General features: G+C 35.5%; 20 protein-coding genes. 7 read left to right on the forward strand and 13 right to left on the reverse strand.

Annotation, left to right across the window (positions count from 1 at the left end):
• Positions 1–14: 14 nt before the first annotated feature.
• Positions 15–440: a response regulator gene (locus H5159_RS02985; RefSeq protein WP_076925984.1), complete on the forward strand. Its 426-nt coding sequence runs from the start codon at positions 15–17 to the stop codon at positions 438–440.
• 446 nt (positions 441–886) lie between these two features.
• Positions 887–1711, forward strand: a complete 825-nt coding sequence (locus H5159_RS02990) for an alpha/beta fold hydrolase (RefSeq protein WP_182736402.1) — start codon at positions 887–889, stop codon at positions 1709–1711.
• Positions 1712–2381: 670 nt separating this feature from the next.
• Here the strand turns inward: H5159_RS02990 and H5159_RS02995 are convergent.
• Both H5159_RS02995 and H5159_RS03000 read right to left on the reverse strand, forming a co-directional pair.
• The gene (locus H5159_RS02995) at positions 2382–3584 is read right to left on the reverse strand and encodes a hypothetical protein (RefSeq protein WP_182779691.1); all 1203 of its coding nucleotides are present in this window, start codon (positions 3582–3584) and stop codon (positions 2382–2384) included.
• A gap of 379 nt (positions 3585–3963) precedes the next feature.
• Positions 3964–4200 (reverse strand): helix-turn-helix transcriptional regulator, encoded by a 237-nt coding sequence (locus H5159_RS03000; protein WP_182779692.1) that lies wholly within the window; start codon positions 4198–4200, stop codon positions 3964–3966.
• A gap of 99 nt (positions 4201–4299) precedes the next feature.
• Here H5159_RS03000 and H5159_RS03005 point away from each other — a divergent pair, with 99 nt between their 5' ends.
• Both H5159_RS03005 and H5159_RS03010 read left to right on the forward strand, forming a co-directional pair.
• Complete coding sequence (locus H5159_RS03005; protein WP_182779693.1) at positions 4300–4806, forward strand: hypothetical protein; 507 nt, start codon at positions 4300–4302, stop codon at positions 4804–4806.
• A 24-nt stretch (positions 4807–4830) separates the two neighbouring features.
• Positions 4831–6264 carry a DEAD/DEAH box helicase gene (locus H5159_RS03010; protein ID WP_182779694.1) on the forward strand — a complete coding sequence of 478 codons (1434 nt, stop codon included), beginning with the start codon at positions 4831–4833 and terminating at the stop codon, positions 6262–6264.
• A gap of 26 nt (positions 6265–6290) precedes the next feature.
• Here the strand turns inward: H5159_RS03010 and H5159_RS03015 are convergent, their stop codons facing one another.
• The 4 genes from H5159_RS03015 to H5159_RS03030 all read right to left on the reverse strand — a co-directional run bounded on the left by H5159_RS03015 (position 6291) and on the right by H5159_RS03030 (position 14360).
• Entirely contained in the window at positions 6291–8153 is a 1863-nt protein-coding gene (locus H5159_RS03015; protein WP_182779695.1) for a hypothetical protein, read from the reverse strand.
• Between the two features lie 266 nt (positions 8154–8419).
• Positions 8420–10621, reverse strand: a complete 2202-nt coding sequence (locus H5159_RS03020) for a DEAD/DEAH box helicase (RefSeq protein ID WP_182779696.1) — start codon at positions 10619–10621, stop codon at positions 8420–8422.
• Complete coding sequence (locus tag H5159_RS03025) at positions 10618–11925, reverse strand: ATP-binding protein (protein ID WP_182779697.1); 1308 nt, start codon at positions 11923–11925, stop codon at positions 10618–10620. The genes H5159_RS03020 and H5159_RS03025 overlap by 4 nt, the downstream gene beginning before the upstream one ends.
• 2 nt (positions 11926–11927) lie before the next feature.
• Positions 11928–14360, reverse strand: a complete 2433-nt coding sequence (locus tag H5159_RS03030; protein WP_182779698.1) for a TerB N-terminal domain-containing protein — start codon at positions 14358–14360, stop codon at positions 11928–11930.
• Positions 14361–14815: 455 nt separating this feature from the next.
• Here H5159_RS03030 and H5159_RS03035 point away from each other — a divergent pair, with 455 nt between their 5' ends.
• Positions 14816–17131: a hypothetical protein gene (locus tag H5159_RS03035; RefSeq protein ID WP_182779699.1), complete on the forward strand. Its 2316-nt coding sequence runs from the start codon at positions 14816–14818 to the stop codon at positions 17129–17131.
• A gap of 586 nt (positions 17132–17717) precedes the next feature.
• On the opposite strand, the gene H5159_RS03040 is transcribed toward H5159_RS03035, so the two are convergent.
• The 7 genes from H5159_RS03040 to H5159_RS03070 all read right to left on the reverse strand — a co-directional run bounded on the left by H5159_RS03040 (position 17718) and on the right by H5159_RS03070 (position 23528).
• Positions 17718–19328 carry a DUF2326 domain-containing protein gene (locus H5159_RS03040; RefSeq protein ID WP_182779700.1) on the reverse strand — a complete coding sequence of 537 codons (1611 nt, stop codon included), beginning with the start codon at positions 19326–19328 and terminating at the stop codon, positions 17718–17720.
• On the reverse strand, positions 19321–19542 hold the full coding sequence (locus H5159_RS03045) for an ABC-three component system middle component 7 (protein ID WP_182779701.1): 222 nt from the start codon (positions 19540–19542) through the stop codon (positions 19321–19323). Before H5159_RS03045 ends, H5159_RS03040 begins: the two co-directional genes overlap by 8 nt.
• Positions 19536–20312: an ABC-three component system protein gene (locus tag H5159_RS03050; protein WP_182779702.1), complete on the reverse strand. Its 777-nt coding sequence runs from the start codon at positions 20310–20312 to the stop codon at positions 19536–19538. The genes H5159_RS03045 and H5159_RS03050 overlap by 7 nt, the downstream gene beginning before the upstream one ends.
• Before the next feature lie 535 nt (positions 20313–20847).
• Positions 20848–21438 (reverse strand): hypothetical protein, encoded by a 591-nt coding sequence (locus H5159_RS03055; RefSeq protein ID WP_182779703.1) that lies wholly within the window; start codon positions 21436–21438, stop codon positions 20848–20850.
• Entirely contained in the window at positions 21438–22046 is a 609-nt protein-coding gene (locus tag H5159_RS03060) for an AHH domain-containing protein (protein ID WP_182779704.1), read from the reverse strand. The genes H5159_RS03055 and H5159_RS03060 overlap by 1 nt, the downstream gene beginning before the upstream one ends.
• Positions 22047–22147: 101 nt before the next feature.
• Positions 22148–22882 (reverse strand): endonuclease, encoded by a 735-nt coding sequence (locus H5159_RS03065; protein ID WP_182779705.1) that lies wholly within the window; start codon positions 22880–22882, stop codon positions 22148–22150.
• A 136-nt stretch (positions 22883–23018) separates the two neighbouring features.
• Positions 23019–23528 carry a hypothetical protein gene (locus H5159_RS03070; RefSeq protein WP_182779706.1) on the reverse strand — a complete coding sequence of 170 codons (510 nt, stop codon included), beginning with the start codon at positions 23526–23528 and terminating at the stop codon, positions 23019–23021.
• A gap of 229 nt (positions 23529–23757) precedes the next feature.
• Here H5159_RS03070 and H5159_RS03075 point away from each other — a divergent pair, with 229 nt between their 5' ends.
• Both H5159_RS03075 and H5159_RS03080 read left to right on the forward strand, forming a co-directional pair.
• On the forward strand, positions 23758–24171 hold the full coding sequence (locus H5159_RS03075; protein ID WP_182779707.1) for a LexA family transcriptional regulator: 414 nt from the start codon (positions 23758–23760) through the stop codon (positions 24169–24171).
• On the forward strand, positions 24159–25418 hold the full coding sequence (locus H5159_RS03080; RefSeq protein ID WP_182779708.1) for a Y-family DNA polymerase: 1260 nt from the start codon (positions 24159–24161) through the stop codon (positions 25416–25418). The genes H5159_RS03075 and H5159_RS03080 overlap by 13 nt, the downstream gene beginning before the upstream one ends.
• Positions 25419–25499: the final 81 nt, after the last annotated feature.

Raw genomic sequence — 25499 nt, forward strand, 5'->3', positions numbered from 1 at the left:
CGCTGGGGTAATAAATGAAAAACATTAATGAAAATATGGCAGAAGTTATCGAGTTTAAAGTAACGCCAATAAATAAAACTAAACGACTACTTTTAGTAGATGATGACTTACTAATAGAAATAGTAATAAGAAAAATGCTTAATGAAGAAAATATTTTAATAGATTTCGCATCAAGTGCTATAGAGGCGCTATTGATGGTTTCTCAAAATATTTACGATATTATTTTAATGGATATAGTAATGCCGCAATTTACAGGCACTGATGCAATGCTAAAAATCAGGAAGCATGCTGACGCATCAGCAACAAAAATTATAGCTCATACATTTAGTGAAAACGAAAATAGTGATAATAAGTACGTAAAGCTTGGGTTTAACGGTCTTTTGTTAAAGCCAGTTAAGCAAAGCGTATTAATTGAAAATATTAGAACTTTCTTGGAATGATAAATAGAAACAGTAGGGCGGTTAACTATTTTTATTTATAGCTTATTAAAAAATTAAATTATAATTTTTTAAAGACTAATATTTATTTAGTGCTTTTGTGTATATGAACCTTTAATTTATTTAAATTTGTAAAAATCCTTTAATTAGAATAATTACTTCAAATTATTACAAACTACGCTTTTGTAATTGTTGCATGTATACGAGTCATCGTTTCACACTTTTTAAAGCGGTTTAATAATCTCAATTATTAAACGCTGTAATATTATAAAGTTAGTAAATTTATTTAGCCTAGAGCCCACCTATCACAAGGGTTTAACTTTTAAAACATTAATATTTTTTAATAACTAATAGATACTCATCTTGGGATGGAATTTGCTTTATAAGGTTATATTCTAATTTTATAGTTTATTAAACATTATAATTTTTAAAGTTAACGAGGCAAAATTATGAGCAAAACACAGTACGTTACAGTAGAAGGTCATCAAATTGCTTATCAAGAAATGGGACAAGGCACACCTTTATTATTAATACATGGCATACCAACCAACAAATTTCTATGGCGAAATGTGATGCCCAAACTCGCATCAGAACATCGAGTAATAGCGCCTGATTTACTAAACTTTGGTGAATCAGATATGCCAGTTAACACCGATGTATCTATAAATGCGCAATGTAGAATAATGTGTAAGTTTATGGAAGAACTCGGTATTTCTAAAGTTAATATTGCTGCACATGACATTGGTGGTGGTGTTGCTCAATTAATGGCGGTAAATCATCCTGATAAAGTAAACGGATTGGTTTTAATAGATAGTGTATGTTTTGATTCTTGGCCAATACCAGAATTTGAACCTTTGCTAGAACCTGGTGTAGAAGAAAAGACAAGTGTAGCTGAATTTGTTGATACATTAAGAGATTTCATGCCTAAAGGTGTATACGATTCTAGCGTAATGACTGAAGAGTTAATGGAAATATACTTAAAACCATGGAGCAATGAGCAAGGAAAAGCCGCTTTATTTAGCAACATGCGCAGACTCAATAAAGAATATACACAAGCTATTGCAGGCGATCTTAAAAGCTTACCTCATGAAACACTCATATTATGGGGTGAAGAAGACAAATTTCAAAAGCCAAAATATGCGCCAATGTTAGAAGAAGCAATTCCAAATTCTTCATTGGTTTGGATAGATAAAGCCGCACATTGGGTTGTTGATGAGTATCCAGATAAAGTATCTGAGCTTATTAGTGAATTTATGAATGATAAAAAATTCTAAAGTCTCAGCAAGTACATCAGTATGATAGTTAAAAATCCATTAAATTCAACATCTTGAATTTTACTGGATGAAATATCTACTAGGAAGTTATTGTTCATACCGCTTGGATATATTAATAACCAAGCGGTATTTTTATATGTTCAAGAAGCTAATAGCGTAAATGGGAAAAACATTAACTATTAAGATAAGTAGGTTAATGCTTATTAAATAGTCAAAATTTCGCGTTTATACGTTAATTAATGAAGGTGAGTAACTTAGTTATGTATTTATTTATGCAATTTAACATAATATAAATTATAGGTAGTTAATGTATATATAGAAAGAGCGCCTAAATGCGCCCTTGCTATGTCCAATACTAGAGGGAGTATATAGTTAAAACATGTATTTTATAAAAAAAGACTATTAAAATGTTGATTATTATCATTAAAAATATTTAATAGAATAAACACACCATGTATATATATTTATCTATTTATAAGATTAATAAACAATTAGTCCGATACTAGACGGTATCGGACTTTAGGCTGGTTAAACCAATTTCTAGAAACTATATCTGTTTTCAAGTAGATTTTTATGAAATCTTTACTCATGACACTGATCATAAATAGCAAGATGCAAAGTTACACATCTTGTTAACTTATGATGTGATTTGTTTGATGATTATAATTATTTATGAAATGCTTTGGATTATACTTCTAATAGAGTCATCTTGAGATTTAGGAAGAACTTCTATTACTTCAGATTTATAACGACTTTTCATCATTGGGATAAGCTCTTTTTTACGCGCTTGGTAGTCAGGGTCATCAATGAGCCCCATAACCTCGACAACTACTGATTTGCGTTTCTTAATATCTTTCTCGCCATCTGATACGATAAAGTCCGGTTTTAGTACTCGACCTTTGTAGTCATCACTGAAGTATGGCTTAGTAATAACTGCCTTCTGAGGCAAATTTTCAACTAGTTTATGGAAAAACTGTCTTTCTAGATCCGAGTCCACCAATATCGGATATTTGCATTGTACAATTGGATGGGTATAAATGATTTGGTTGGTCCACTTTCCATCAATAATAGCTTGGACAATAAAGCAAACACGTGGCCCGGTTGTTCTCACATAGCTATGAGTCGTTTTATTAAAGGTTAGTTTCCTCGATTTATTACCTATACTTATCTCTGTTGTGTTTTTCTCCTTATCATAATCTAAATCATCTACAAGCAAGATAGTATAAAATTGGAGGGCTGTATTTTTATCGAACTTATCTGCTATCTTTTCTACTTCTTTTTTTGAAATTGAATGCTCAGTCTTAGGAGGGATAAATAGTAAGTCTTTAACTTTTAACTCATTGCAAACGACAGCAGATGCGGCTCTACTAAAAGATACATCCTTTAAATTATAAGATTTTCCAGCATAATATTTATTTAATGTCATTACTCTATTTATAGACTTTCCAGCTAAAAGATTACACAGTAGAGCATGTATAGTATGCTGTATTTGTTTTGTATTTCCTCTCCCAGTGCTATTACCATTTCCCCCAGTAGAAGCACTATCACCAATACGTACCGGATTAAACTTATTTATTTTCCTGCCTTTACTAGGTGCTAATGGTTCACCCTGCCCTTGATTGACTAAACTCCATAAAAGACAATTTTGTGAATGTTGACCTTCAGCACCCTTATTTACTAACGAGTAAGTGTTTCCTCTCTGACGAACAAAAGAAATTGCTCCATGATTGACACAACCACATTTAAGCCATAACCCGTTCAAATGCATTAGTTTCAGATAGTAATGTTTATTACTAGTGAACGTTGTGGCACAAGTACCTGAGATTGCATCAGAGATATTCTTTTTTTTATCTATAAAAATGATCTGGCTCATTTGACGACCTTAACTCTTTTATAATTTAACTACGCGCACTAAGATTTATTGGTGAAAAAATTCATTAAAACTAAACCTGTTCCAGCGGCATAGGCTCTACTTAGTGTGTATAGCAACTAAAAGTTTAGCCGCTAATTGAAAATTGCTCTTGTTATACATTCACTTCTGCATCAGCGAAGAAGTATTTTTAATATGAAAGCACTTTTTAGTCTTTTATATCTTAATCAGCTTTAAGCCAATTAACTCCACCTAATTTAATCATCTAAATTATAAATAATTTAGAGTTATGTAACTTGCTTAATTATTTAGTAGTTTAGCTTTATTCCGGTTCTTCATCCTCTTTTAGGAATGATTTTGTAACCCTATACACAAATTTTGACTAATCTAGATCAACTTTGTATTTTTTCCTAGACGGTAAAAGATCTTCAAATTCACAATCCAGTGCATTTACCAGCTTATAAAGGGTTTCGAGCTTTATATTAACATTCCCTCTTTCCATCTTTCCGTAATTACCGCGCTCTATACCTACATATGCCGCAAAACTCTCTTGTGATAGACCTGTATCCTTGCGTTTATCTCGTAGATTTTTACCAAAATTTCTAACTAAATCACTCACCTAATTGCCCTCAAGGTAAATGATTAGAATTTCATGTTGAGCGTTTAACTACCACGCCCTATAATACCCATTATTATATGAAGTTTATTAGGATTTACATTGAAATTTGATCCTCTCGTTGCTCAAATTGTTGTAGCTACAAATTTTGATAACTTTACAACAAGTGATGTACGCTCGGCGTACCTAGCAATAAAAAATGATGACTTCTTAGTACCAACAGAAGTTAGACGAATCATATATGCCGAATTGCTCAAACTTGTTAAAAAAGGATGGTTAAAAAAAATTGTATCGAATAAAAGAGGACTTACCCGATTCAATAAAACAGAGTTCTTTGATGTTGAGTTTATTTCTAGGCTAGCTAACATCTCCCCTAAAGCTACTTCAGAAAATACTGATGCTAAATACACATTTTTACTTCGTAAGTTAAACCATTACAAAGCAGAGCTATTATTGAATATAGGGGAATCAGAGGCATATAAAGAGCTTTACATGGAGTCACCCGAATTAGTAGAGGAGCTACAGCCACAATACAACAGAGCTAGAGACAACAGCACCAGAATACTCGGCAAGATTAAAGCAATTGAAGGCCTATTGGAGGCCTATTGAAGCAGGGCGAAGATTAGATAAATTATGAAACTAAGACAATGGCAAGCCGAATGTATAAAATTAGCGCTCGCACAATACCAAAATAGGAATAGCCACTTTTTAACGTTAGCAACTCCTGGGGCGGGTAAAACTATGATGGCTTCGGAATTAGCAAGCCAGTTACTAAGAAAAAATTTGGTTGATTTGATTATTTGTTTTTCGCCGTCATCGATTGTATCTCAGGATTTTAAAGAATGCTTACAGTTAAAAACGAATGAACGATTTGATGGGCTTATGGGCTCTAAAGGAAGAGCTTTGACATATCAAAGTTTACAGTACTTAGATGTGTACTTTTGGCAGCTATTTAACCGGTATCGTGTTTTTGTAATATTTGATGAGATTCATCACTGTGCTGGCTCAAATATCGACAATGCTAATACATGGGGGGAAAAGATAATACTTAACATTCAAGATAGAGCACAATATACATTAGCTTTAACAGGCACACCTTGGCGATCTGATACTTCTCCTATTGTTCTTTCGTCTTATAAACAGCCTAACAATAAAATTGTTTGTGATTTTGTTTACGGGCTTTCTGAGGCGATGGTAGATAATGTTTGTCGGATTCCGCAAATAGTGGCTATTGATAACAACAATATTAAAGTTGTGGATGACGGTGAATCTAAAACATTTAATTGTTTTAAATCATTATTAAACGACTCTAGCGTTTCTTATCAAGAACTTATTGAAAATGAAGTAGTGATAAAATATTTAATTTGTTCTGCCCAAAAAAAACTGGCATCAATACGTTTAAAAAACCCTGATGCGGCAGGGCTTATTGTTGCGACATCTGTCGGACATGCTCATCAAATTTCCGTGCTAATGCAGACCTACTTTAACGAAGATACCGTTGTGGTGACCTACCGTGAAAGTAATCCTGCAGGTATTATTCAAGAATTTAGGCATGCAAACAATAAATGGATTATTTCAGTTGGTATGGTTAGCGAAGGAACAAACATTCCCCGTTTGCAGGTTTGTTGCCATCTTACAAATATAAAAACAGAAATGCATTTTAGACAAGTACTTGGTCGGATAATGAGGGTAACAAGCTCCGAAAATCAAGATGCAATTATGTACATACTTGCTGAAAGTAAGCTCTTAGAGTATGCATATAGAATTAATCAAGATGTCCCATTTGAAGCTGATGTAGTAAAGTTTGAAAATATGAAAGCTACTGTCGAAGAACATAGTAATCATAAGGATCTAAATGAAGTTATTTTTAATGAAAAAAATATGAAACCTTCCCAAGCTCTGCTTGGTTTTGATAATTTTACAGATGCCTTTGAACTACCTGTAAATAGCGATAGGTCTGAAACAACTGACAATCACTTCTTAACTGGTGAATATGAGCGAATAATCAATATTTCGGGCCGCTTTCAGCAGGAGGCTATTGCTTTAGGTTTAAGTGAATTGAAGTAGATACTCTAGATTTATTAACTTATAGCTTACCTCTCTGGTAAAGGAGGTTTTTCCTTGCCAATTTTTGACTTAAAGTTATTGGCGTCATTCTTTAAGTCATTAAATTCATTGCGCTCGGAAAACTCGATAACTGCATCTACAAGCATTTCTAAATTCATTGAGTTAGTCCAACGCTCATGCTTCAATATGATACCAAACAACAAATTACTGTCTAAAGGAAGATACAGCTCACCGTCGTAATCATTATAGTCAATATATCTAGCGTTAATCCTTTGCCTGTGTGCGAACTGAATTCTACAATAATCTCTTAGTATGAGACCCACAGATTTGGATAGTAGCTCTCTATCCAAATCCTCGAAACATTCCGCAGTTTCTAGTATTGCTTTTATATGTGCTGACAAAGATGTAAAGTCTTCACCATTAAAGTAGCGTAATGATTCTATTATCAACTTTTTGAAGTTCGGCCCCTGCTCTTCAATAAGATCATTTAGTAGCGTGTTTAAAGCCTCACTCTTGAAATTTAGTGTATAGGTCTCACCTAGCGCTTCTTTTAGAATTTCAATAAAATCATCAAAGTCCAACTCCAACTCTAAAGAAGGATTTTTAACCATACATAGTTCATCAGGGAAATCACTCATAGGAAGTGATGATAATAGCTTTTTTTTACTTAATGAGTCTAAATTATACTCAATATATGCTTCTCTTCTTACTGGAGACTGTGAAAGACCCAATAAAAATTTATACGATAATTCAGGACGTTTTGAGGCAACAACAACCTTTACTATTGCCGACAGAATCCTCTTTTTTGACATTAAATCGAAAAGTGTATGAGAAACCATATTAGCCAATATGTACTCAATTGTTGTCACTAAACGGTCTTTTTGCTTTGTTACATATAGGTAATGTAGCCCATCGACTATATTCTGAATAATTTGAAAGCTATTATAGAATGACGTATCAGATGCGATTGCCTCCCATACATGCGTATAGGCACATGACACAATTTCTGGGTGAAATTTAATCAGTGAAAAGTCATTTAGATAGTTGTAAACGAGATCATTTTGCTCACTATCCAATTCAAATTTCTTCAACTCGTTTATCCTAGCACCTTTCCAATCTGACAAAGATTGACCAAGCCTTGGATTCTTGCGAGCTTTAAATAACTCTGGAGTGTATAGGTGTAGCTTCTCTACCTCAAAGCTTTCCCCTGCAAAGTTAAAACAACTAGACAGCTTCAATTTTTTCCTATCGTTAAAATACTGTGTTGATTGCGCAATCACGAAGCCGATGTTTTCATAATGACTGTAAGGCTTCCCATTGTTACCGGTGTTTGGTTGAGTCCAAGCAGGAAAAACGGACTTTATTTCCTTACCACGATGTTGAATAACTACTTTCATCATAGAAAGAGGTTCATCTGTGTTAATGTAACCAACAATTTGACCTTGCTTCCTTTGTGCTATATCTTCATTCGCTAAAGCTTCTTCTATAACCTTTATTATTTTTTCACGATCAAAGCCTACAGGAAATAAAGTCTTCCAAAGGTACCCTGATTTATAGTAGTCATCAGGGTACATGGTTATCTTTGCTGCTTTCCCCGCAAACAACTCTCTTGGAAGTCTTAGGGTTACTACCCCATTCCCCAATTCCCTACCATAGTACCAAAATTTATGCTGCTCATTATTGTAGAAATGAAGATGTTCTAACTCATCTTCATAGCAATTTCTAAAATCAATCCACGCTTCACATGTGTGGAGTCCACCGCTGAGAACTTTCATATTCTCCCTACCTTTTATAGGGCGAAGAACGAAATCGCCCTTCAACACATGTTCAAGCGCGTGCTCGGTAAGCTCTAGCTTTTTACCATCTTTTTGTACGAATTCTAATAACATCCTTTTACCTGCAACTGTATATATCTATGGTTAGGGTTTGAAACTAAAAAGAGTAATGCTTGATATTGTTATAAACTTTGGACATGCAGCTTTTGACTCATCTCTTTTTTTCAATCATCAAAACTAATAATGTTTGAAATCGAGATTTTAATTACCATACCTAATTTAGAAAGCTCTAACACAACTCAGTTTTAGATTAAGTTTTCTTCTGAGAGCTAATGGGCTCAGCTAATGAAGTCATGATTTAATCTCTATGGCTTGTTTAATTAAATCTTGCCAAAGAGCAATTCTTTGACTAATACTTTGGCCTTCTCTACATCAAATGCTCTAGCAGCATACCCTTTTGCAAGAATTTCTTCAGGTAAATACTCATCAAACTTATCTATGGCTTTTTCTGCAATAGCATCAGCTAAATCAATTGCTGATATGGTTTGATCATCTCGAAAGCTTTTAAGAGCCCCGATAACATCATCAATTAAGGTATTCTCAACTTCTATAATTCCTGCAAATGCACCTGCTCCAAACCCTTTGTGTATAAGTACTGCAACGAGTGTATTTACAACTTTATCGCCGGCCCAGGGCAAAAAAACGGCTGTATTGCCATGCTGTAAGAAATGCGTACTTTCAAGTTTTGCAGTTTTGAAAAAATTGGCTCCTTCTTCGAAAAGTGATTGGGCAACTGCATCACCAAATTCAATTTTTTGCTCACCAACTTTAATTCTGTAGTCACCTTCTTCCAGAATTTTTAGCATTTCTTGTCTCACTACATCATGTACAACCATCCCTGAACCACCAAATTTAGGTGGTTTCCCTCCTTTTGCATGCTGTACTGAAATCACTTTTTTGTCTGTATCGACTAACTCAACCACCCAACGTTTACCCGCAAATACAATATGTTGGCCTTCTAAAATAAGGCTATCTACGGGTAATGTCCCTAGTGTTTTACTACCCGTTACAATTCTAAATTCTTCAGGGGTTTTAAAGACTGCATAAAACGTATAATGATTTGTTACTTTTTCACCCATAAAACCTAAAACCAGTTCACCACTTCCTAACTGGGTAATAAGATCTACCTTAGCCATGTGAGATAGCAAATCTTTAAAATGTGTAACAGTAACTTGTTGGAATGGCCCGTCTTTACAAAGTAATACGTAGATTTGATCTGCTCTTATACCCCCCCATTGCGCGATGAGCGCTAAGACTTGATGAAGTAATGTTGAAAAGTGATAGAGCGAAGTGTCTGCTGGTTCGTACCACTTACTTGCAACCAATAACCGTATCATCGCTAGCGATTGAACCAATTCAAGCCGCAGTTTATCTACAATACTTGATTGCTCTGTAAGTTCAGCCTCAGTTATCAGCATTCGCAAAATACTAGCGCCACCACGCCTACCTGAACGACCCATGCGCTGCCGTAAACTTGCAATAGAATGCGGCGCAGTAACTTGCACGACAGAGTTAACCTTGCCTATATCAATGCCTAACTCCAAAGTCATAGTACACACTGCTGTAGTGGGCATTTGATCTTGCTGAAGCCGAGCTTCAAGTGTTTCTCGCATTTCTTTGGCTAACGAGCCGTGATGTGGAAAAAACTCGTTAGGCACAGTGTTACTCTCACACATCTCAGCAAGAGTGGTCGCAATGCTTTCGGTGCGACTTCTACTGTTTGCAAACACTAAGTGGTTTCCACCACGGCAAAGGCCATATAAATCGTTACATACACTTTGCTCCGCAGTAACCGCCTCATCTGTTACTACAGCGCTTTCAATATATCCCTTCACTTGCATTTTTAACGTTGATGAAGACTGCGTTTGCTTTATTATTTTACAAGACAGTGATTTATTGGGTCTTAAAGATGCCGGGACACTTTTTAAGTCACCTAAAGTGGCACTTAAAGCGGTTCTGGGTATTGGTGCGTTTACACGGCCAAGCAGATGCTCTAAGCGGTGCAGTAAGCTCAATAAGTGATGGCCACGCTCAGTACCAATAAATGCGTGAAATTCATCTATAACTATATGCTTTAAATTCTGAAAAGCAGACTTTACCCAGCCACTGTCTCTTATTAATAATGACTCTAGGGACTCTGGTGTTATTAAAATGATGCCAGATGGATTTCGTTTCAGCTTATTTTTTCGACCTTGAGAGCTATCACCATGCCAGGGGGTAACTTGTATGTCTAACAAATCTGACAAGCTTTCTAGCCTTCGGTCTTGATCGTTTATTAACGCCTTTAGCGGGCTGATATATAAAATACCCACACCGCTTACTTCATCTGCGATGCTACTTATTGCAGGTAAAAAAAATGCTTCGGTTTTACCTGCGGCAGTAGAGGCACTAATAAGCACATCAGTATTGCCTGAAAGAATAGGGTCAATCGCTAAACATTGTATCTCTCTGAGCCGATCCCAACCTTGTTTAAAAATCCACTGCTGAATGCGAAAATCGAGCTTTTCGTGTGCGTCAATCATAATTTGAAGTCAGCTAACTCATCGTCTTCAGGTTCAATGTCTAGCTCTACATCGGAAGGTTTTTCCTCTGCAATATCAACATTTTTTATTAAACTGTCCCACGAAATGTTTGGATTTTGATCAATCACGGCAAGCATATCTAAAAACGCTTTGATCGTATTTCTTGGCGTTCTAAAGTAAGCGTCTCCAATTGTTTTACTGCAATGGACTAAAAATGCTTTGAGGGACTCGTCAGGTACTAAATATAACGATTCATCACCTGATGCGAAAACATGTCTCAGGTTTTTAAGTAGTATAAATAACTCTTCTGCCGTTAAACTTGCCAAGTGTAATGCAGGGGATGAGTAATCAATAACACCGGCTTGTTTTGCAAATGTGTTGCCAGCTAGGCGAGATTGCAGCGCCTCATAGCTATATAACCCTTTTCTTGGATCAAGTAAAAACTCGGGTGTACCACCGAGTAAAAACCCTAAGTACTCAGCCGATCCTTGTAAGCAGTCGTTGAGTATTCTTAGAATTTGCTCGTAATTCGATAATCGTGCTTGGGTGCTATTTAGTTTGTATAAATTTACCATTTCATCGAGGTTAACTAATAACCCTTCGTAGCCAGCTTGCCTTACAAATAAACTCATAAGCTTTAGAGAGTCATAAAACGACGCATCTGAGATAATACTTCTTATACCAAGATCTTTGCGAGCATCTGTTTTTGTTGCATATTCTGCTCTTAACCATTTTACAGCGTTGTTCTTAAGTTGCTCGTTATCTGTTTCATGGCCAGTCCAGTATGCTTCTATAACTTTTGCAAAGTCGTAACCACCTACAAGCTCAGAGAGAGACGCGAGCCTTTCGTGGATCACTGTGGTTATTTCTTTGCTTGTATTATCTGCTTCTTTTCGTGCCTCGGTAATAAACTTTTCAACCACACTGGTCAATGCATTACCATCAGGCTTATTACGAGTAGACATGTTTCTCATTAACTCAGAATACAAGTTTCTGGCTTGTCCAGATGATGCATGAATACGACGGTCAGGAGATAGATCTGCATTAACAGTAACTAACTTGCGCTCTAATGCTATCGCTCTTACAACACTTAAAAAGAATGTTTTACCTGAGCCGTATTCGCCAATAATTAACCGAAAAGCAGAGCCACCCTCTGTCACTCTGTCGATATCTTTAATGAGTGCTTTAAGCTCATTACCACGACCTACTTGTATATGCTGTATGCCGACTTTTGGGGTAACACCCGATTTAAGAGACTGTATAATTGCATCGCGCTCTTTTGATCTAATTTTTTTTGCTGCCATTGTTATAACTCCCTTATCTCTTCGACTATTTCTTCATCAATGTATATATCACCGTCATCATCAATTACTGGTGCATCCACTAAATCAAATGACCAGTCATTAATGGTTTCTATAGCACCATCGACCATTAATTTTAGCTCACTACACATTTGAGCTACCTCTTCGCGACCCCATTGCGCTTTAGCACATAGCTTTTCAAACAACTGGCTATGAGCCTGATCTAATCCATCAACTTCGTTTGTCAGCTCTGAGACTTCAATATAATCGCTTTCATCTTCATCTGAGGTAAAGATCTTTTCCAGCATATTTTTAGCTTCTGTTGTTTGGCTTTCATGAAGGGCTAAGATTGTTTCATCTAAGCTAAATTCTGATGAGTTTTGACTTTTTGGCGCAACCTGGTGACTACTTGTAGTAAGCTGATGAATATCACTCGTGACAGACTCTTTATTCAACCCTAAATTCGTGTAGAGTTTCTCGATTTGTTTTACTTCTTTGTTATCGACGTTACCATCAGCGAGCGCAATAGACAGAATAAACTGCTTCACAAATTCTATTTCTTTTACACCTAAATTATTAAGTCTATTTTTTAAACCCGCATTATCCGATGGGGTAACTAATCGCCATGTAAGATAAGCCTTTAGAGATCGCTTTTCTGTATCCGTTAATTTTTCATCATGAGTAAATAGCTTTTCTAGCTCAGAATTTTCTGATTCATCCACAACCCCATCTATATTTGCCACCATAGCACCTAAACGCAGTGCGACACCCACTTGGTTAAATATATTACTAGGGGTGAACTCCTCCCCATGACCAGGAGTAAATAATACAAGTTTGCCATCTAATCTAGGTTTTGCATGGTGGTAACGTAAGTCAGGCGCAATACCTATATCAGCAAGGCTCGCTAAGTTATAAATGAGATCACTTTCCTTTTTATTTATTGCTTTTGGTACTGGTAAGTCTGTTTGCAACCAAAATTCAGATACATTTGTTACCCCACCATTTTCTAAAATAATAGCCTGAGCCCACCTCTTAAACTTTTCAATTAATGGTGATGGTTGACTAGTAGCAATAGCGCGAGGCAGTAACATCAGTGCAGCTAAGTCATCTCTACTAGTGCCTGCCTTACCTAAGTAACGGCTATAACTAGCTAGTTCCTCAGCGACTTTATCAGCAATAGGTATTAGCTTTTTAATAGGGGCTTTTAATATGCTCGGGTCTGGTAAACTATCTAGTAAAATTTTAACGCTAGGAAGACTACCGCTGGCAGAGAAGTACTCAGCGTTTAATTTAGTTTTATTGGGCTTAACTTGCATTCCCTCAGGGAATTTTTGTTTGTAGTAAAGTTTAAAAAGTGAATCAAACTCTAAATCGCAGCGCCTAGCTGCGGTTTTTAAATTGTATTGTTCTGTATTTTTAATCCACTCAAGTGCTAGTTCATCACTCACTCTTTCTGTGGCAACTATTTGCTCTGAAAGACGTAATTTAAAAAGTAGTGAATGACGTGTCTTAGGTAATATGTGTTTTTTACTTTTAAAAAATTCAGGTTTTAGTAAATACATAAATTCTAAAAAGTTTGCTGAGTAACCAGCAAAAGAGCGATTTGAAGCAAACACCTTGTGTAAACGAAGTACTTCATTAAAAATATCCTCGAATTGTTCATCTGCAACTTTATTGTCTTTGTTGTTCACAACAACAAATCTTTCAAATCCATAAAAGTACAAAAATACGAATCCTATTGGGGTATTAGCTGCGCTTCTGTCGGTTGCTAACCAGTCGAGATAGGCACCTCTACATTGCCTAGAAAGCCTGCTATAACTTGGCCAGTAACCAAGCGAATCATCAGTGTAATAACCCAGCTGATGCCCTAAAGGTGTTGATGCAGGTAAAATAGAGTTTATTAGCGCAGGGTCCGGGTCATAACTTCTCATAGACTCCATTTGCTCACCTATGTATATCAACCCCATTAGCTTACGCTTTTGTATAATAGTTTCTTTATTCTTATCAAGCCATTGGGCTTTTCTTGTGCTTTTAATGCTTATATTTTGAGGAGCCGCGCTCTCAAAAATATTAAATGTGGCTAGATCATCTTCAGAATGTGTCGCACTATCAGCACTTTCTATAATTGGGGTAGACGTATTAACAGAAGTGATGCGTGGTTTTGGATCAGTCTGCTTTGCAGTTTTTAATTCATTCATTTGTTCGTGTAACTCAACGCTAACTGATGCTTTATTAGTTTTAATGGGATTTATCGAGCTAGTCACGTCACTCGAAGGTCTAGACAAAGAAGCCTTAGAAGCAGGCGTATCAGGAGTTTCTTTTATACTTTGCCTCGGATTATCTAGTACTTTAGGCTTTTTTTTATTTGAATTTGAGCGTGAACTGGTAATTAACCAAATTATCAATATAACAACTGCAATTATAAAAATGAATTCCATGTAACATCCCTTTAAAAATGGTTGGTACCATTTTGGTATTTAAAACTCCTTCGGCTACTAACATATTACTAAAAAAATCAGAAATGTATAATACTGCTACTAGCTAATTGCAATTTTTCTTAATCAAACAATAAAATCGTCTTTAATAAAGCTTAATTTTGTATAAGGCTCTCCACTGATGTCACTTGACCATCAGTATTGTGCTCTTAAATTTGCAAAATTTTAAGATAAACTTGAGCTTAATTCATAGCTAGTGACTGACTGCTAATCGATCTAGGCGGCCTTCGCCAAAGTGCCATGAGCGGACATTAAAGCGTAAGTCGTTTCTGCCCCTTAACAATTTACAAACAGCTTGATATCCCACTTCATTCAAGAGCTATTTGACCTGGTTTTCCTAATGCGAGTAGTATCTTCACATTACGATTGGTTCATTATAAATAATTCGGAATTTAGCTATGAAAAAAAGCACAAAGAAACCAAGAAAATTAAATAAGAGAAATCTTAATAAAAAGAAAAAACCAAATAATGATGGGATAAAAAGAACGAAGATCAATAACAATTTTGCAACCTATGATATTCCTAATCATTTCAGAGATTTGTCCGATGAGCAAAGAGAAGAATTTCTATCTAAAATGATAGAAGATGCCAAAGAACAAACCTCAGTTCTAATTGATGATATTGCTGGGATTTTTAAGAAAGTAAATCCTTTATCACTAATTGCGATACTCTCAATGCAAGCTTTAGTTACAGGTGTAAATAAAGAAGGGAATTTAGTTGAAAAACATCATGGAATAGAACAATTTCATATAGAAATATTACAGGCTATATTTCTTAGTATACCAAGTGAAGAGCTTGGTCACTTCCCACCCACACCAAATGTAACTTCTGAATTAATAGAAAAAATAACTTCATTAGGAAGTCACGCTAGTGTTAGTAGATTCCCCATATCACTAAATGATACGACTACTGAAGAAAAAGCCATTGAGTGTATTCAGGTATTATTGCGAACCTCAACACAATCAATTCGCAATTGGAGTTATCAGGATAAGATGAAAAATTTAACCAGCGAGCTATATTCTAAGTTTGAGAAAGACATCAATAATAACTTTGAATTTAAACCAAATGATGTGATATCTCTATTTGATACTTTAATGAACGCGATTCAAGGCAGAATTGATTCATGGCTAGATGTTATACATGGATTAAGAAAATCAAAAAACAAGAATGAGTTAATGCCTGATTATTGTAAGTTAATGGGTTTCGATAGTGATTATATTTCTTCGATGATGTCAGACAGTCAGCTTGACATCTCATCGATGAAAAAAGAAGAAATACAAATGCTAGTATTAGCTCATCACCAATTAAAGTTAATAGACTGTTATTCTTTTAGTATTGAAGAATTGTCAACTTTGACCAGTTTGAACAATGAAATAATTCATAAAATAGTCGATAAGTTTAGTTTTAACACTTCTTCTTTAACAGGGAATAATAGAGAGTTTTTCTTCTTGGATAATCCAGTGTGGAGCAAACCAATAATTAGTCATAATGATGCTTTGATTTGTTATATCCCGCAGTTGTTTTTTGCTTATTCTCATGATTGTTTTATAAATCTCACAAAAGGAATAAATAAAGAGAAAGTAAAGCGTATTAAAGCTAAATACTTAGAGGATAAGATTGAAGAAATTATTCTTAGAAGGTTTCCAGAGTCACAAACAAAGAGTGGGCTTAAGTGGTCACAAGATGGCAGAGAATATGAAACTGACCTAGTAACGTTTATTGATAGCTTTATGATTATAATAGAGGCCAAATCTCATAAAGTAAATAAAGCTGCACTTCGTGGTGCAACTAAAACAGTTAAACGACAGTTCGATGAGATGATAATCGAGCCAAATATACAGTCAAAGAGATTAAGGGATAAGATCCTATACCTTAAAGATAATCCAGATATTGAAGATAATTTAAGAGAACAATTACCAGTTTCATTAGATGACATTAACAATATTATTAGGATGTCAATTACACTTGAAGATTTTGGGACGATGCAAACAAACATTGATAAGTTCCATAAAACCGATTGGATGCCTCACGACTATGAGCCATGCGTCTCTATGACAGTATCCGACTTTGAATGTATTACAGATATCTTAGAACACCCCATAGAAATAATAAACTATCTAACTAGACGATCTAACTTGTCTAATAGAATAAATGTCTTGGGAGATGAGTTAGATTACTTAGGGCTTTATTGTGAAGATAGATTGTCATTTAGCAATGAGATGATGGATGAAAGCACAGAAGTATCAATTACGGGGATGTCATCTGAAATTGACCTGTATTTTCAGTTAAAAGAAAAAGGTATTGATTGTGCAAAACCAAAACCTGAGATGCTCCCATTTTTTAAAGATATACTGGTACAGATAGAAAGCCGTACATTTAAAGGTTGGACTGATTTAGGGAACTCATTATGTATGCTAAATTTAGATGAGCAAAAAACGTTGCTTCGAATGTATAAAGATCTTGAAAGGAATGTACCTAGAACATTTCATATAGGGACGCATAATAATATGATTATTTATACACCTAATGAGTTATCTGATACATCTATTTGTATTATCGTTTATAAAAATGATAATTCTTCAAAACGTCAAGATTACATTGAACATGCTGTTAATACTGCATTGGAAGCTATGCATGTTAATAATGTTATGGTAATAGCTAAAAATATTGATACGGCTAGTGTGTATAACGCTGTAGCTCATTATAAAAGATAATAAGTATCCCAAAACTGCTTTACAAAACGCCTTTTTAATATAAAAAGGCGTTTATTACTCATTATCTAACGGTGTCTAGTGTGGATAATTTATTCGCTTCTATAGCCAGCGTTCAGAAAAAGGGCTGATATATACGGTCACGAACGAGGGGGTTATCGATTTTTTAGGTCTGCGTTACTATCACTGGGTAACGATTGATCATCGGAGCATGTCAATAAACAGGCACTTTGATTTGCAATACTCAATATTTGCTTAATCGAAAACTCATTTCTGTCCAAATCCTAATCAGTAATACATTGTAGTGGTCAAATAAAACTGGCCACAGGTATTAGAGCTTTTTCATAGTTTTGGTAATCTGAAATGGCGTCATTAAGGCAAAAGTCCTAACTCGAAAATGTCCAAAAATGAGTTTGATCGACCGTCTGCTTATCGCTCTATGCCGAAATTCGGCTCAGTGCCAATAACGGACCTTCAAGGGAGCGTCCATATATGTCATCCTAATTACGTCTACGCCGCACAAAGAGGACTAGTGTAGTGGGTTGAAATGCGTAGCGAATTTAAACTTAAGTCAATGTTTTAATCTATTTTAAGTGCCTTTTTGTGTGGTTTTTTTCCACTTCACTTTAAAAGCGACTTTGTTTTCATTAAGCTCTAAAAACATAGCATCATTAATTTTATTTTGCGTCTCGTTACTGTATTTAGACTTTTCATCTATAGCTATGAAAATTTGCTTTTTGAATCTACTATAAATTGAGATCAATTTTTCTACAGCAGGAACATCCATATTTTTAAATAGTAAGCTGTCATGAATTAAACAAGGGAGAATAGTTTTTTCTAAAAAGGTTAAGTCGAAACAAATCATATCGGCAAATCCTTTCCCTGTTCCTCGGTCATCTCCATGATCGAATATATAATCATTTTTTTGGAAAGAAATTTTAGGACTAATAGGATTGTCGTTATATATTTTTTCAATGAATGAATTCATTCCATCATTTATCAATAACTCCATATCATCAATTGAATCAACTAATGCATTATCAATGTCTTCTTTAAGATCACTTAATCGAGTTTTAGCATCATCGCTTTTAGTGAAAAACTCATTCTGAAGCTTAAGATTATGTTCGTAACGATCAAGTTCCATTAATCTTTCCAGTAGGTAAACAGATTCTTCTTTTGAATCCACTATTTCTAAAAGTTCATCATCAATTTTCTTAACGTCAATTTTTGATAACTCGATCCTGTTAAGAACTAATAACTTTTCTTCTTGAAGTTGGTTTTTTAATATCTTTGTGATGCCACTATGGAAGTTTTCAACTTTCTGCAACTTATCTTGATCAATCTCAGGAAAAAACTCTACTACTGAGTTAAAACTTTTACTATTTCTAACAATATTTCCTGACAAATGAGAGTCAATTCTAATGAGTTTTGTATTTAATTCTTGCTGTAAATCAACCAGCCTATCTTTTTCTTTTTTAAGAGAGAGATTTATTTCATTGATAATGGACTTAATGTCAGTAACATTAACTTTTAATGATGCTTTAATAGCTTCAATTTCGGCACTAACACCGACCAATTCAAGTTCATTTTTTTTAGCTTGAACTTTTGATACCTTTTTAATCGCACCTGAATTAAATGTGCCATTAATGTCATTCTTTAATTTGGTTGCTATTACTTTATCTTTCTCAAGGCTTGCAATTACATCGTACTTACCAAATATTTTAAGAGTTCGTTTTCTAATCGCATCCCAATTTTCTTTGCTAACAATATCTAAGGGGCGTTTATCATTGTAATTATTTCTTTGATAAATTCTAAAAAAACCGCTTACACACTCTCTAAAAGATGCTAATTCATTTTTCGGGAGGTATTTATCTTTAAGAAAAGCATTGTATTCCTTACTTGTTATATAGTCCTGAGACTCTAGCCGATATATTTGGTCAATATTTTCCGTATCCCTGATGAACGAATACGTTTTATCAAATTCAAACTCAATACCAACTTTAAAATTACCGACATTACGTACAACATCATCACATTTAGATGGAAAATCATTCCCGCCAAAAACAAAGTCAATTAGCATTAAGATTGATGATTTTCCAATAGAATTGTGAGCATCATCAGCCCCTACAACAGCATTTAACCCTGCTTCAAAAGTAATCGGACTCTTAATCAGTTTTTCGCAACTAATGGATTTAAGCATGTTTAATTACTCCATTTTTTTCATCCAAAACAATCTTCCCTAAAACAAATAATAAGTCTAATACATCAATGTAATCAGCCATATCAATAAACAACTTCTTTTGATTCCTGTAAAGTTCTTCTACTGAAATATCACCATCTAGTTTTGACAAGAGCAATGAAGATCTATAAATACAACTTTCATTAATTGAAACGGTTTTGTTTGGAACTAGCATTTAGAATATACCTCGCAGTTCTGTATAAAAAAAGAAACCAGAACTTCAGATTTTGATCTATCAGTAATCCCTGTATTCGTCATGAACCAATCAGTCATTTTCTCAAATATTTCATCTTGGTTAAAATCTTTCATTAATAAAAGAACATAGTAACTTTTAACTTGTGAGCATATAAATGTAGATTTGGCTTTTTCTTGTTTCTCAAGATCTTTAAGCGCTTCTTTTATAGGGATAAAAAAAGTCAAAATGAATTGACTTACTTTTGTCTGATTGATGAATCCAAACGTTTCATCTCGCTTATCTGAAAGTTTCAATGCATCGTATGAAAGCATTGTCTTTTCAATACTCTTTCCATCGAGCAAGCCAATTTTATTAGCTACAATTGAAATGTCTTTATGTAGGGTTTGTTTATCCCAGACTTTAGACAGCTCTTTTATTTTATTAATTTCTTTTTTAATTGCGACTAGCTGCCTATATTCTCCAACAGTTTTTTGAGTATCATAAATTTTATGACACTCTTTACATAGGGCTATAAAATTTTCTTCACGGTCTATGTCATCAGAAAGGAGTTCTTCGCCTGTTAAAATAGCAAGCTCATGTTTGGTCGCGTTCAAGGGGTAGATATGAGCAACATCGAAGACTCTCACATTTTTCTTTTCTTTTTTAACAACGAGATCTCTTCTGCATAAAGGGCAAGAGCCATCAACCTCACAAAGTAAGCTCATTTTCACTGTGTCATTTACATCGGCTCGTCTTGCTTTTACTGACAAAATTTACAACTCCTTTTGTAGAGTACAATTCAGCTACAATAGTCACATAACAGCTTATTGAACACCATTTTGGTGGTTTATAACACACCAAAACGGCGTATATTACATACCCTGATAATTTCACCAATAATTACCTTTGTAAACAAGTAATTAAAACAGTTAGAAATTAAGCATGTTATTTTGTCCCGAAACGGCGTTTAATAATGTTATCGGACAAAATTAGGCTCCTAATCAAAGAAGTAGGAATAAATTTAACTTTTTTCAGTGTCTGGTTATCGCTCAAAAAAGACCCCGAAAAGTGGCTCATACCGCTATCTAGGTTAACGCTTGCAAAAAACAGAAGTATATATATTTCCGATAACGACCTTTGAAGCCCTAGAAACGGAAGTTTGCTTCCGAAATATAGCAATATAAGCTTAAAACCGGAAGTTTACTTCCGGTTTGTACTTTAAGATTATAAGCCGGTGTCTAGTGAAAGCTGGGAAGTCCAATGACTCTGTGGCATAGAGTCACGATTAATCTTTAGACACTGACGTTATACTGTTTCTATTTCATGGAAGTACAACCCTTTTATCCCATGTTCTTGAACGATGCTATATAGGCTATTTGTAGCATCTGTAGTAAAGTATCGAAGTCCAGCTTCTCGTACTCTAAAGAGTTCAGGACTTTCAATCGCACTCTTGTCGAATACCATCCTTTTGAACTTTCTAATTCTACTCGGTTTGCCATTTTTAATATTTCGGATGGAATGCTCTTCACTAAGGGCTTTGTCAAAGCCTACAACATTAAATGCAAACCACTTCTCACCTTCTAAATTACATTCAAGCAGCTCAACGTTTTTACTAAAACCGTTTAAGAATAAAGGTGAATATTTAGGAGATACTACAATTGTTGAGGCACCCAAACCGGCTATATCAGGTTTTTTTAAGTTTTGGTGAGCAGTACTAGGCTCTACCAACCAATCAACGCCCAACTCTCTCCAATTATCTCTCATACTCATACCATCGAACATTAACAATTGGCCCTCGGTCAATTGAATTGTTTGTTCGAACCCCGTTTCATTAAGTAAGAGAAATTCATCAGGCTCGACACTCACACTGTATACTTTATTAAATTTATCAGCCATTAAGCATTACCTTGAGTCAATAGTGTAGTAATTGGAAATGTACCATCGGCAAGTTCTTCACCTATCTCTTTCAATGTTTCGATAATACCTTGTCGACCTAGGCCCTCAGCAATCGTTTCATTAAGTAGGAATTCAATATTAAAATAATATTTGCCTGTATGAACTTTCGAATGTGGATAAGCATCTGGGAGGATGTCCATTGGAACATGCTTTTGAAATCGAGGTAGGTAGACACCATTTGCCTCATGGTCAATATCGATACCGAACGCTGCTAACCTCAGCCTTGAACGGGCAGCGCGCATATCATTCCAAGACACTATATGATGAGCCGCTGTATTCTTAGGTTTATCTCCGCGCCCAGCCTTGGCCATATTTGCGGCTAGCTTTTGAGCATGCTTTTTCATATGCTCCCAACGTACATGGCGTGAGTAGATTAAGTCATCAGCCGAGATAAAGCCTCGCTTATACTTAACCGAATCTATTATCTCCCCACGATAATGTATAGAAAACGCATGGGCTTGGGCTTTAGCTAAACCACGGTCACCAGTTACGAGAAATAAATCGTTTTCAATATCTTGAATTGTTACTTCATGTATTTCTTGACGCATAAAAACTCCTTTTAAATATTGTTTCTAATATAGATATTTATACAAACATGTACAAGCTTGTAAGCTTTTTTTGAGCATACAGCAACTACAAGACAACATAGTTAGAGACCTATACTTTCACAACGGCTTTTAACTATATCATTTTGATTCTTTTGTAACTTTGAAATCTTCTCAGCTCTAGTGCATTCCCAAGTATCTACAGGATACATTTTATCCCACGCATTCATTAGTTGGCGCTGTGCTTTACTCATGCTGTATCGTTTATAGGTGTTCTCCATATACAAATAAGTACGCGCAATTTGCCCTCTAGCCACTTCAGGTGGCTCAGATTTTCTGTCGTCGATTTTCATCGCGCAACGTCCAAAATCGCTTTTAGCCGCAGGAAGCACAGTAAAGTTATGATTACTTCTCAGAGCATTCACAGCCCCAATAGCCGGATAAAGGTTAAACATATCAGCTTGCATAAAACGGTATTCTGTATTTACTTTTTCTGCACATCGTCGACCTTTAAATGACTTCCCCTTACTATTCACACACTGCTTATGCCCATCTCGCCACTCGCTAAAAGTACGACCAAAGTTTTCTGCTGGAACAACATGTTCCCATTCAATTTTTTTAGCTCGTTTGACGTACTTTGTTGTAGAAAAGCCCTTCGGTGCGGTTACTTTTTTATTAACGTCAAACGTCGCACCACAATAAAGTGTAATGCGGTGATTGTTATAAACCTGCTTTTCTAGAAGTCGTTTAGCTTTGCTAAATGAGTCGATTTCTTGATTTGCTGAAGAGACAGCAGAGAAAATAAGTGCTGCTAACAGTGTAATTGTGGATGCTTTCATTATGATTCTTGATACCTATTTCGGTTTAAATATGCCCCATACTATAACTGAGTTAATAAGCTAATTCTCATTTGTGGTGACTAACAATTTTAATTGTAGAACTAAGATATTGTGCTTATAAAGTTTAATCGGAAAGTTACTTCCCAGTCCATGTATTGTCATTTTGATATTGACCAGAGCAAGCGCTGTTATATGCAAATTGGCCCGTAGACTTATCTCGACAGCGCCAGACTAAGTTGTAGTTACCATCATAAAACTGGTCCCATGCATAACCAGAAGAATAGTTATTTGACCCGCCAGCACCTGCCGCAGCAACAGCTAAAATGACGACACCCACCGCAACGACAGCAGCAACGACGCCTTGAGCGATTTCTTTTCTGTCTTGTGCAGCTAATATCTCACATTTGTATTGAGTGAGTGCTCTATATTTAACTTCCTTGTTAAGCGCGTAGATATAGTTCGCTTCATCAGTATTTTCGGCGGTATAACTATTAGCGAGGATATCTTTATCTTTAAGGTAGTTTCGACACACTTGGGCATCTGTTAATTCAGAGTCACCGGCAATGATGGCATGTCTAGAGGCTGAACAGCCAGTAATAACGCTAAGTATTAGAAAAGATGCAATAGTGTTTTTAACTACAGTCATTAGTAAATTATTCCATATTTAAAATAAACTTTGGGTAAGTTCATAATTCCTTCGTCAAATTTTAACAAACGAAGGCAGGTTTTACTAACTGTTAAAAAAGGGTTTTTAATGTTTAGGTATGAAGACTGTTTATATCAGCCTTAATAAAAATATCGTCTTCACAAAAAGAATCTTGGCTTAATTGGAATCTTAAATTACACTGTACATATAAACAGTGCTTGAGGTGTGTATGTTCGTTATTCCAATTTTTATAGAAGCAGGTATCACCGGCTTTGAATCTCCTGCTGCAGAATATGTAGAGCTAGGTATTTCAATCGATGAACTAATCATTAAACACCCGAATGCCACTTTTATTGGTATAGCTTCTGGGCAATCCATGCAAGAAGTAGGAATATTCGATGGTGACTTATTAGTCATTGATAGAGCTGAGGATGTAAGTACCGGCGATGTCATTGTTGCAAGCTATAACGGTTCGTTTGTTTGTAAAATCATAGATAAATCACAACGCTTACTTATCTCTGCCTCTAAAGATTATAAGTCTGTTTATATCTCTAATGATGATGACTTTAAGCTCGAAGGTGTCGTTACTGCGAGCATCCGCCTCCACAGAAATAAAGCTGAGGTGAATCGATGTTTGCCCTAGTAGATGCAGTGGCATTTTATGCCAGTGCGGAGAAGGTATTTGACCCATCCATTCGCTTTAAACCCGTTGTTGTTCTGACAAATAACGATGGGTGTATTTGTGCCATATGTCCTATTGCTAGAAAGCTCAATATCCCGAAATTTGAACCTTACTTCAAAATTAAACCCTATTTAGAGCAGCATAATGTCATCGTACGCTCTTCCAATTATGAACTCTACGCTGATTTGAGTGAGAGAATGATGACGGTCATCAATCGTTTTTGTGATGACCATTATGTTTATAGTATTGATGAATCGTTTTTACGTTTTACTGGTTTTTCTAAAATCATCAATGACTGGGCTGATTACGGACACACAATACGACGAGCTGTATGGCGCGAGACAGGATTGCCTGTTGGTGTAGGCTTTGGCATTACGCCTACGTTAGCTAAAGCAGCCAACCATGCGGCAAAAAAACTCTCTGGTTATAACGGGGTTGCTGTTATTCACGATGATATCTCACGGCAGGAAGTCCTTATGCGTATGGATGTTACCGACGTCTGGGGGATTGGCTCTCGGCTCGGTAGAAAACTCAAGGTGATAGGAATTAAAAGTGCATGGGATTTAGCGAATCAAAACCCAAAAGAAATGCGACGTATGTTTAGCGTTGTTGTTGAGAGGACTGTAAGTGAGCTTAATGGCATCGCCTGTTTAAGCTGGGATGAAGTAAAACAGAATAAAAAAGAAATCTACTCTACAAGAAGCTTTGGCGAAAGAGTAAGTGACTTAAATACATTAAAATCAGCCCTCGTAACACACGCAGCGATTGTTGGCCGCAAGCTAAGAAAACAACAATCATTAGCAAAACGACTTGTTATATTCGCTGCAAGCTCTCCACACGAAGACGCGTATTATAAGAAATCTTTGCTCTATGATTTTCCTATACCTACATCAGATACCAGTGTTATAGCCAATGCTATTTCAGATGTTATTGATGATATTTTTAAGGCTAACACGCGCTTTTATCGCTGCGGTATTGGCGCAATAGAGTTAGAAAGTGAATCATTTCAACAAGCCGATATGTTCTCTGTAAGTGAGGATAAACCTAAAATGATGGAATGCTTAGATGTAATAAATAAACGCTATGGTGTAGGAACTTTATCTATAGGTAGTGAAAAGCTAACAAAATCATGGAACATGAAAAGGGCTTTTTTATCGCCCCACTACACAACCCGCTGGTCAGACATTCCTATCATAGATTGTGATTGAATTAGTTAAGTTAATATTGAATATGTTCCATTCCGACCAATAAAAGCAAGAACATTTGTAGTTAAGCTCGGTTGTGGCTTT

It is taken from the genome of Pseudoalteromonas sp. SG43-1, from assembly GCF_014164415.1.
GTDB classification, from domain to species: domain Bacteria; phylum Pseudomonadota; class Gammaproteobacteria; order Enterobacterales; family Alteromonadaceae; genus Pseudoalteromonas; species Pseudoalteromonas distincta.